Annotated in this window: 2 protein-coding genes; both read right to left on the reverse strand. The window is 40.8% G+C overall.

Annotation, left to right across the window (positions count from 1 at the left end; translation table 11 throughout):
• Positions 1 to 333: 333 nt before the first annotated feature.
• On the reverse strand, positions 334 to 6,327 hold the full coding sequence (locus H7U02_RS09480; RefSeq protein WP_201043260.1) for a ZmpA/ZmpB/ZmpC family metallo-endopeptidase: 5,994 nt from the start codon (positions 6,325 to 6,327) through the stop codon (positions 334 to 336).
• A gap of 457 nt (positions 6,328 to 6,784) precedes the next feature.
• Positions 6,785 to 12,106: SspB-related isopeptide-forming adhesin (locus H7U02_RS09485; protein WP_201043262.1), on the reverse strand; the 5,322-nt coding region annotated here is incomplete at its 5' end.

Raw genomic sequence — 12,106 nt, forward strand, 5'->3', positions numbered from 1 at the left:
TTTAAAACTTTTATCTAAGTCCTTTGAAACTTCAAAAACGTTCGTGCTTTTATTTAGCACAATTCCCTATTTTGTCAGTTTTATAATTTTTAAAATACTTTTATATCAAACCATCTTTTATTAAAAATCTTCGTTACTCTAACCGTATTTTTTAGTTTTGGTGATATTTATTAAAATACAAAATTCTCTCCCTTCAAAAAGAAAATGTTTTAATAGCTCACCCCACACCTCTCCCAATCCCTTGCCAATACTGACCTAGAGGCTCCTACTTCCCATATTCTCAACAGATTCAAAAATCCCTTTGGCATTTACCAAAAGGGATTCTTTCACCTATTATTTGAAAATAGAACTTGTGAAACTGTCTGTCTCTTGAAGAAGTTTCTTATAGACAGCTTCTTTGAGTTTTGTCGTATGGCTTGTTGACACAGATTTATTGCCATTATTATCTGTTTTAAGACTTGCAGCGTCTTTGGCTACTGCCGCTTTAAACAAGGCTAACAAATCATCGTAAGAGCTTACTGATGTACCGTCAACAGTAACTGTCGTCAAACCATGAGACGCTTTTTCTTTCACTTCTTTGAAGTAGGCCTTCTTGAAGTCTTCTAGGGAGTTGAACTGACCATCAGAAATCTTGTTAATGATAAAGTCATCACCAAGGGTGTTCTTACCAGCCGCTTTTGCTTCTTGTTTGTACTTGTTGGTCGCATAACCTAAGAAGCCTTTTTCATAGCCGTAGTAACCCCAGAGTCTAAAGGTATTGTGTTTGAAGGACATGGCACCTGGAGAGCCCTCACTGGTATTACCACCATAAATGGCAGACATCATTGGCACATTGACATAGGCAGAAGAGAAGTCCTCAGGTTTATAAACACCATTTCCAGGGCCACGATTGGTCATGAAGTTATTATCCACAAGGTCATCAATAGAGGTCAAGCTAATAGCCTTTTCGCTATCACTTAGAGCACGCACCTTGTCGTATTGGTTTTTACTATTGCCTCGTAGCTGTTTGTCTACCTTCTTGAACCATGCGTTATTGAGCTCTTGCTTGCCTTGACTGAGAACTGCTTCTCCTTCCAATGAATCAAGAAGCATAAGGGTATCGTTGTAGCCCTTCATGTAACGGTCAATGGCTTCACGCGAGTTCAACTTGTTCGGATTGGTGTTGTACCACTGGTTACCATCGTTTTCTCTTTCAAAGGCCATGTTGAGTCCTAGAGCACCGTATTCACCCTGGTGACCCTGAGTCGCTGGTGATTGCAACATTCCTTGGGCATAAGCTTCAACGTCTGTTCCTTCACGACGACCAAAACCTCCAAAGTAGGCAATACGGTCATTGATATGAGTTGTTTCATGGGTAAAAGCTGAAGCACCGTACTCGCTAATCATGTTAGACATGACATAAGTAACCTTGGCACGATTATCGTATGGGTTGTCGTAGATGGCAGCATAGGCACCTGCCATGGCTCCGTTATCACCGTAGTACTCACCAACTGGTCCATAGATTTCACGGATTGGCGCATAGACTTCCGTACTGTTCTTGAATTGGCCGTAGCGCTCTGGCCAACCTGGCCAACCATGACCCCAGACATAGAAACCTTCCCAGATTGGATTGACAATGTCTTTGAACAATTTGTTTTTGACATTATCTGCAGCCAATCTTTGCCAGAAATCAAGATAGTTGATTTGACGTTGGGCCGCTAGATCAATCTCTGGTTTCAACTTCTCTAGGGTTGTGTTGTACTTGTTAGCTGTTCCATAAGACATAGTATCATAGGTAGAAATCAAGAACATCTCTGTCTTATCAAGGTTCAACAAAGGCAAAATCATCTTGCGGTGGAGACCACGACTAAGGTTGTCATAAACACGATACTTATGCTCACCAACACCTTCATTTTGAGACGCCTTCTCTACAACGTAGACCTTATCCTTAGCAGCATCGATGAACCAATCATTCATATTGTCGATAGTCGTAAAGAGTTTTCGGTTGTAGTTGAGGAAGTCGGTGAGATCACTAGAAAGGGTACTTTTGGCGAGAACTTCACCGAAAGCATCGTAGGTTCTTGAACCACTGATATTATTTTCCTTAGAGCCAATCTCAATCAAACGGTCAAGGACATCCACATTTTTACCATAGAAATCTGGTTTGAAGAGCATGATTTCTTTGATGTTAACATCATCAAACTTCACACCGTAATAACGATTCAAGTAGGTCAACCCTAGCAAGAGGGCTGCTTTATTTTTCTCGACCTTGTCAAGAATCATTTGTTGAGCAGCTGGTGATTGGTTAAGCTGGTGATCTTCATTTTGAACCAGCTTAGTTACTAGGTTAGTCAAATTAGCCTTAACAGCGTCAAAGCTTTCTTCCAAGAAGAGGTTCTTGATAGCATTGACCTTATTTGGACCAGTACGGCCAAGTTTTTGGTAAATCGGATCAGACTGCAACTCAATCGGTTTCAGGATATCAACGATACCATTGATAAGACTTGAGTGGTCTTTTTGAACGATATTTGGAGTGTACTTGATACCCAAATCAGAAACAGTATATTCCTTAACGTTACTCAACCCTTCTGAACTCTCTGAAAGCTTGAAGTAGTCTTTGCTTCCATCAGCGTAGTGAACAATAATCTTGTTAGCATCGCTTAGGTCTGTGACAAAATTACTGTCTTTCATTGGTGTCACTGAGAGCACCTCTTTGGTATTCAAGTTGTGGTCCTTGGCCAGTTTGTTTGCTTGATAGACAATATAATCCTTGTTATAGAATGGCTGGAATTTCTCAATATTCTTGTAAGCCTGCTTGTATTCTGGCTTATAGTCTTGAATATTGGCAAAATCAGCTTGACTAGAAACATTGTTAAGCGTATTCAACGCGTAAGGCTCGCTAACAAATGTATCAGCTGTGATCTTGTAACCTTCAACACGCTTGTCAGCTTCTTCCTTGGTCAAATGTTTGAGCTTATTCGGACTCTTAGTATCTTTACCAGTACCATCTTCGGCCGAGCTATAGCCAACAACACCAAAGAGATCTTTGATGTATGGGCCACCGTCTTCATCATTGACATCGTTAGAAGCAAAGATTTCTTGGCCCTTGATAACCTTAGCATAGGTCACATTGTCTTGAACAGCGCCGTAAGGCCATGTCTTAGCGACAATACCACCGACATTCCTTGTGTTTTTAACATCAAGAACACCTTTAGCTACTGAATTGGTTACCTTAGCCTTCGTTCCTGATTTCCAACTGTTGAGCATGTAAGTGACAAATGGCACCAGCATACTTGCGTTAGCATTTTGAGCTGTAATAGTCGCATCCACATAGGCTCTGTTGACGAATCCCATGTAGTTTGAACCAGCAATCCCACCAACTGTTGAGTTATTACCAACAGAGTTGATTTTACCGAGAAAGGCAACATTTTCAATCTTGCCATCTTCATCAATCTTATTGACAATACCTGCAACGTCATTGTTACCAGTCACTGAACCAGCCACCTTAACATCTTCAATCAGACCTTTGTTTTTAAGGTTAAATCCAAGCGTCGCGATTTGATTTTGACCAGAGCGATTGATGTCTACATTTTCAAAGTTGATATTCTTGATCGTTCCGCCATTGATGACATTAAACAATGGATGTTCTAAATCATAGATGGCATAGCGTTTGTCACCATCACTGAGCAACTTACCAGTAAATTCGGTCGTAATGTATGATTTACCGTTTGGAACGACGTGACGAGCACTCATACTTTGTCCGAGCCTAAATTCACCTGAAGGATTCGCCTGAATGGCATTGACCAACTCAGCAAAATCGTAGTAAACATTGGCTTGGCTAGCCTGAGGTTTCTCAATGTAATAGCTATAGGTTTGAGCAAAATGGTTTTGGGTATCACGTTGCACCAAATTGTCCGCTGCTGCAGTTACCTTATAAACCGCCTTGCCATCAACCGTCGTTTCTTCGATGGCTTTTACAGCCAAGTAAGTGGTCTTCTGATCCGCAGAAGTCATCTTCAAATAGTAATTCGTGAGATCCTGAGGTACAGCTGCCAGACGAGTCTCATCCACTTCTGTTTGATTGTCATACTTAATCAAATCTGTACGTGCAAAATCTTTAAGCTCAACCTTCTTGAGATCCAGTTGGAGAGTTTGGTCTGCCAAAACCTGATTCTCCTCACCATTGCCACGATCATAGGTCATGGTTGTTGTGAGGGTATATGGCTTGTAATAGTCTAAGTTTGTTAGGTCAGCAGTCAAGGTCGTGCTAGGAATATCAAGCGTTTGGACAATCTGTCCGTTTTGCTTGAGGACCGCTTTAATAGTCGTGATAGCTGCTGAACCTGGGTTCGTCAAGGTGTAGCTAAGTTTAGCACTACGACCCAAATCATCCTTGTCAATCTTTGTTAGCGTAAGCACTGGTTTTTCAGACACCTTGGTCCCTTTGTGAACGATACGATCTTGAACAGGAACTAGCACGGTTTCAGTGACAGTTGGTGCCTCAGACGTCTTATTCCCTTTGTAGGTCTTATAGACTTTGGTGATTTTGTTTTGACCTTTTTGACCTTCTTGAACAACCTGTAAAGTACCCTTCTCAAGCGTGTCATCTTCTTGGACAATTTCTTTAAATGGAAGCTCTACAATAGACTCTTCGGTCGTTGTTCCATCTAGAGGTTTGCTGCCACGACGAAGTTTTCTAGGTTGTGGCACCTCAATAACCTTACCTGACACAATAGTTGGCTCACCAACCTTGACACCATCAATGGTTTGGTAAATTTTCTGGATTTCTTGGCTACCTTTTTGACCTTCTTGCTCGACAACCTCTTCATCCACATACTTGCTATCATCAGTGATAACTTCGATAGGATAATCGATGGCTTGCGTTTCAGTCTCTGTGACACTTCCAACAACTGGAGTGTGGACAGGATTCTCGGGTTGGACAGCCGCCTCACCTTCATGACCGGATTCTTGTGTACCCTTGGCTTCCAGTTTGCCTGTATAGTCTGGATTAGCAGGTTGAACAGCTGCTTCGCCTTCATGGCCAACTTCTTGGGTACCATTGGCACTGATTGGACCAGTGTACTCTGGGTTAGCTGGTTGAACCACTGCCTCGCCTTCGTGACCAACTTCCTGGGTACCATTGGCACTGATTGGACCGGTGTACTCTGGGTTAGCTGGTTGAACAACTGCCTCGCCTTCATGACCAACTTCTTGGGTACCGTTCGCACTGATTGGTCCAGTGTACTCTGGATTAGCCGGTTGGACCCATGCTTCACCCTCGTGACCAACTTCCTGCGTTCCATTAGCACTTGTAGTATCGCTACTGATTGAACCTGTGTACTCTGGAGCGACAGGTTGAACAGCTGCTTCGCCTTCGTGACCAACTTCTTGGGTACCATTGGCACTAATCGGTCCAGTGTACTCTGGGTTAGCAGGTTGAACTAGAGATTCGCCTTCGTAACCTGATTCTTGCGTACCTTTAGCACTGATTGGACCAGTGTAATCTGGATTTGCAGGTTGAACAGCTGCCTCGCCTTCATGACCTGATTCTTGCGTACCTTTAGCGCTAATTGGCTCAGTGTACTCTGGATTAGCAGGCTGAACAGCTGCCTCGCCTTCATGACCTGGCTCCTGTGTTCCTTTTTTCCAACTGATTCCCTTACTATCCCTATCAGCTGTCCCCTGACTAACTGTATTATCTTCTTTTATTGAAGACTCAAGCCCTTGCAAAGTATTCTCCAAAGGTTGTTCAAGCTCCGGCTTAGCAGAGTAACGCAGATAACCCACATACTCATAACCATCAATGGCAATAACACCCTTAGCCAAATCTTCTTTATTTGAAACCGCAAGAGTTTGATTATAGGCCTGCAACTCCTTGTTTTGCAAGGCAAGAACCTCTATCGGCACAAGGAGACTTTGCCCTGCGGCCCCAATCAAGACCAAGCCAATAATTTTTTTACGATGTTTTTTTGAAAATAGCAACACAGCCATAGTCGCTGTTGCCAATCCTAAACCTGTCGCTGCCCAGTCAGAGCTTCCTGTCTGAGGAAGAGTAGCTTGACTGTCTCCCTTACGTTTATAAACCAGATAAAAAGTGTCCTCATTTTGATATTCCTTAGGAATAGCATGTACCACTTGCTTCTGCTCTTCAGCTGTTAATTCATTTTCTGTGACATAGGCCATGTGTACCGATGCATCTGAAGTAACCTGGTCTGCCGAAACTGGTTTAGACACGAAAAGACCACCTGCTAACAAGAATGTCCCGATAGCAACTGGCCCTACACCTACTGACAATTTACGAATGGCGTATTTTGTCACTTTTTCAAAAACATGATTTGCTTGTTTCATTCAAAATCTTCCTATATGTTAATCCTTGTACCCCAAGGCACGTCAAAAAAACGAAGACGTTATTGAAAAAACACGCACTCTATACATTTATTAACCTTCTTCCGAAGTCTATCATATCCTTTTTTTAATCTTTAGGCAAGTATTTTCTCTAATTTTTAATCAATATAAAAAACGGATTATGATTAGTAACTAGCTCCTCGTGAAAATAATCAAACCTTTTCATATAAGCATTTTCATGCATATCACTATTTATGGGAATTTCCCCTATAATCTAAGTTACTAATATTTGTTGAATAAACCTCTTCACCTTTTGAGTTTTTATCTAATTTTTTAATATAAACAAAAACTGTCTTGTAATAGACACAAAAGAGACCCACCCCTTATGGGATGAGTCTCTTTTTTCGAAAACCGAAATAGCCTAACTAACTATGTTGAGGGATCTAACCTATGAACTATCTTAGTCTTCTTTTTTGCGTTTTCCTGCCAAACCAAGTCCAGCTGCCGCAAGGATTCCTCCGAGAGCCATAGCTGCCATAGACGCATCATCACCTGTTTCAGGGAGTGCTGGTCCTTTAGGAGCTTCTGGTGTAGTTGGTGGTGTCACTGGTGGAACCACTGGAGTTGGAGGAGTCGGTGGTGTTGGAGGAGTTGGTGGTGTTGGTGGAGTCGGTGGTGTTGGTGGTGTTGGAGGAGTCGGTGGTGTCACAATATTGTTGAACTCAGTATCTTCTGGCAATTGAGAAGTTACTGTCAAGACTTTACCGTCTTTAGTTACAGAAACAACGACTGTAGCAACCATCTTATCGTAGGTAACAGTTGCATCGTTACCTTGTACTTCTTCTACTGTGTAGACGTGAGTACCTTCTTCACCACGTTTGTACTCAAGAGCTGAGAACTTGATCTTACCGTTAGCATCATTGCTTACAGTTTCGATCACATTACCCTTGCTGTCTTTAAGTACGAAGCTAAACTCACCAGCTTTAAGTTCACGACCTTCAAGTTTCTTAGTGAATTCAAACTCAACCTTAGTTGGGATATTGACTACACGTTTTTCTGTTGGTTTTTCTGGTTTTTCAACAGATTTCTTAGTTGGGTCGTATTGGTGAACGATTTGTGACGCAGTATTTTCGATGTCTACACCATCTTTAGCAGTGCCTTTGATAGTTGCAGGAATATCGAACTTGTAGTAGCGTCCGAATGCCAATTTGGCAGTATCGATCACTTGTGTGTTTTCTGCATCGCCAAGTGACTTAGTAAGGTCAGCTTTAGATGTTGCAGTAATCACACCGTCAACGATTTGGATATCGAACTTAGCTGTCACATCTTCTCCTGTTACAGAGTCGTATGCTTTAATATCAGCAACATTGATGTTCAAGTTTTCGCTGTCATATTTATCTGTAACACCTACAGATTGGATATTGTGAGCGTCAGTGAAGTTAGTTGTGTCGAGCCATACTTGGTAGACAAACTTATCACCTTTCTTGAGTGTCTTAGTATTGATATTTTCAGCTTCGTTGTTAGCTGTGCTGTCAGCGTAAGGATCCTTGTTAGTATCGCCTACTTTATCTTTCAACTCAGCATCATCGTCAACAAGTTTCATACCAGTGATATCGAATTTCTCTTTAGAAACAACGTATTTCTCTGGTTGGAACTTAGGTTTTTCTGGTGGACGAACAGTATTGTTGAATTCTTTATCTGCTGGGTCGTTCACTTTAGTGATAAGTGCTTTCGCTTTACCATCGTGTGAGACTTCAACAGTAACAAGAGCTTTCATTGAATCGTAAGAAACAGTTCCATCAGTACCCTTAACTTCTTCTACAGTGTAGTTGTGAGTACCTTCTTGGCCTTTCTTGAATTCAAGAGCAGCAAATTTAACGTTACCTGCAGCGTCGTTCTTAACTGTTTGAAGGATGTTTCCATCTTTATCTTTAAGAACGAAGCTGAATTCATCCGCCTTAAGTTCACGGCCTTCAAGTTTCTTAGTGAAGTTAAATTCAACTTCAACTGGGATGTTTACGACACGTTTTTCTGTTGGTTTTTCAGGTTTCTTAACAGTCTTACTTTGTGGATCGTATTGGTGAACGATTTGTGAGGCTGTATTTTCGATGTCAACACCGCCCTTAGCAGATTGTTTAATTTCTGCTGGGATTTCAAACTTGTAGTAACGTCCGAAGGCGAACTTAGTTGTGTCGATAACTTGTGTATTTTCTGCATCGCCAAGTGACTTAGTAAGGTCAGCTTTAGATGTTGCAGTGATTACACCATCAACAAGAGTGATATCGAACTTAGCTGTCACATCTTCTCCTGTTACAGAGTCGTATGCTTTAATATCTTTAACGTTAACAGTCAAGTTTTCGCTGTCATATTTATCTGTAACACCTACAGATTGGATATTGTGAGCGTCAGTGAATTTAGTTGTATCCAACCATACTTGGTAGTATACTTTATCACCTTTCTTGAGTGTCTTAGTATTGATATTTTGAGCTTCGTTGTTATCAGTCTTATCAGCGTAAGGATTTGCGTTAGTATCTGCAACCTTATCTTTCAATTCGCTATCATCGTCGAGAAGTTTAACTCCTGTAAGATCGAATTTAGATTCGTTAAGGATGTATTTCTCTGGGTTGAAGTCTGGAGTATCTGGAGGAGTTACTTTGTTGTTGAACTCTTTATCAGCTGCATCTGTCACGTTAGTGATAAGTGCTTTAGCTGTTCCATCATGTTTAACTTCAACTGTAACAACAGCTTTCATACCGTCGTATTGAACTGTGCCATCAGTACCTTTAACTTCTTCTACTGTGTACTTGTAAGTACCTTCTTGGCCTTTCTTGTACTCAATAGCTTTGAACTTAACGTTACCTGAAGCATCGTTCTTAACAGTTTCGATGACATTTCCTGCTTCATCCTTCAATTGGAAGCTGAATTCGTTTGCTTTAAGCTCACGGCCTTCAAGTTTCTTAGTGAAGTTGAATTCAACTGAGATTGGAACGCTGTTTACACGTTTTTCAGTTGGTTTAGTAGGGATTTCTGTCTTCTTAGTTTGTGGGTTGTAGAAGTGAACTACTTGTCCAGCTGTATTTTCAATATCTACACCACCAGGAACAGAGTCTTTAACAGTGGTTGGGATATCGAATTTATAGTAACGGCCAAAGGCAAACTTAGTTGTGTCGATGATTTGAGTATTTGCATCGTCTCCAAGTGACTTAGTGAAGCCATCTTTAAGGTTAGCAGTAATCATACCATTTTCAACTTTGATGTCGAATTTAGCTGTTACATCTTCGCCTGTTACTGAATCGTAAGCTTTAATAGCTGAAGCATCAAGATCCAATTTAGTTTCATCGTAGTCATCAGAAATACCAACTGTTTGGATGTAATCCTTGTTGTTAGCATCGAATTGAGTTGTATCGAGCCATACTTGGTAAACAAGTTTATCACCACGTTTAACAGACTTAGTATTTAAGTTTTGTTTTTCGTTGTTTGATGCATCGTCCGCATATGGGTTCGCATTTGTGTCTGCGTACTTGTCTGCCAACTCTTTATCATCATCAACGAGTTTGTCACCAGTGATATCGAATTTCTCTTCAGAAACAACGTATTTCTCTGGTTGGAACTTAGGTGTTTCTGGTGGGCGAACTTTGTTGTTGAACTCTTTATCGTTAGCACTTGAAGCGAATCCGCCTGTTGAAGCATGGTTAACGACAGTTGTGAGAACTTTGCCTTCCTTAGTAACTTCCACTGTCACAGTAGCTTTCATAGCATCGTAAGTGATTGAAGCATCTTTACCAGCTACTTCTTCAACTGTGTAAGTAAATGTCTTACCAAGATCATCTTTGTTGAACAAGAGTTTTTCAAACTTGATGTGACCATCTTTATCGTTGGTTACTGTTTGAAGAATCTTGTTATCTTTGTCTTTCAATACGAAGCTGAACTCACCTGCAGTCAACTCACGTCCTTCAAGTCGTTTAGTATAGTTGAACTCGAGTGGAACTGGAACGTTGTTTTCACGTGTTTGAGTTGGTTTTTCAGGAGTTGTAACTTTCTTATTGAATGGGTTGTATTGGTGAATTGTTTGGTTGGCTGTATTTTCAATATCTACACCGTCGTTAGCATCGATGTCTTTAACAACAGCTGGGATATCAAATTTATAGTAACGACCAAACTCGAATTTAGTTGTATCGATGACTGGAGTAGCATCTGTTGCACTAATAGCTTTAGTCAAGCTTGCTTTAGATGTACCATAGAGAACACCATTTTCAACTTTAATATCGAACTTGTCTGTAACATCCTTACCAGTGATACCATCGTAAACCTTGATTTCAGAAGCGTCGATATCGAGCTTAGCTTCTTCGTAGTTGTCTGTGATACCAACTGTTTGAAGGTTGCTTTCTGCAGTGAAGTCACGAGTATCAAGCCATACTTGATAGTAGATCTTTTGACCACGTTTGAGGGTCTTACCATTCAAGTTTTGGATTTCAACTTTATCAGCTGAATCGTCGTCATCAGCAAGTTTGTTACCAATGATGTCGAAGCTTGGTTCTGAAACAACATATTTCTCTGGTTTGAAGTTAGGAGTAACCTCGTTATCGAAGACACGATCGTCACCACCATAAGCATCTCCACCTACTGTAGCGTAAGAGATAACTGTTGACAATTGATCTCCTACTGAAGGTTGGATAACTTGAACAGTAACATTGACTTTCATGTTATCGTAAGTAACAGTTGTATCAGTTCCTTTAACTTCTTCTACTGTGTAGTTGAATGTCTTACCGAGATCTGCTTTAGCATAGTTGATAGTAGAGAATTTAACTTTACCTTCGGCATCATTCTTAACTGTTTCAAGAACATTACCTTTTTCATCTTTCAATTCGAAAGTAAATTCTTTATCTTGCAACTTACGTCCGTTAAGTGTCTTACCGAAGATCAACTCGATAGCAGTTGGAACGTTGTTAACACGTTTTTCAGTTGGTTTGTTTGGTTTTTCAACAGTCTTAGTAGTTGGGTTGTAGTAGTTTACTACTTGAGCTGCTGTATTTTCAATTTCAGCACCATCGTAAGCACCGTCAGTAACCTTAGCTGGGATGACAAACTTGTAGTAACGTCCAAATTCGAACTTAGTAGTATCGATAATTTGAGTGTTTTCCGCATCGCCAAGTGACTTAGTGAAGCCAGCTTTAAGGTTAGCAGTAATCACGCCGTTAGCGATAGAGATGTCGAACTTGTCAGTAACATCAGCACCAGTCTTACCATCGTAAGCCTTAATGTCTGAGGCTTTAACTTCCAATTTAGCTTCATCATAATCATCAGTGATACCAACAGTTTGGATGTTATCCTTGTTGTTTGCATCAAATTGATTTGTATCAAGCCATACTTGGTAGTTGATAGTTTCGCCACGTTTAACAGCTTTAGTATTGATGTTTTCTGCTTCGTTTTTACCTACGATTTCACCATTTGAAAGTTTCTTACCATCTGAAGAATCCGCATATGGGTTCGCATTTGTTTCTGCGTACTTGTCTGCCAACTCTTTATCGTCATCAAGAAGTTTAGTACCAGTGATATCGAACTTACCGTTACCATCGCTAAGAACGTATTTCTCTGGTTGGAACTTAGGCTCTTCTGGAGGAGTCACACGGTTGTTAAATTCTTTGTCCGCAATGTCGCCTACAGTCGCGATAAGAACTTTAGCAGTACCATCGTGTTTAACTGTGACTGTTACATTCGCTTTCATTGTGTCGTATGTAACGGTTGCGTCTGAGCCTTTAACTTCTTCTACTGTGTAGTTGTG

The organism is Streptococcus sp. 3.1 (genome assembly GCF_016648915.1).
Classification (GTDB): Bacteria; Bacillota; Bacilli; order Lactobacillales; family Streptococcaceae; genus Streptococcus; species Streptococcus salivarius_E.

Bases quoted from the DNA above. Each gene is read 5' to 3' on its own strand.
- H7U02_RS09480 (WP_201043260.1), bottom strand. From the start codon at position 6,327: ATGAAACAAGCAAATCATGTTTTTGAAAAAGTGACAAAATACGCCATT.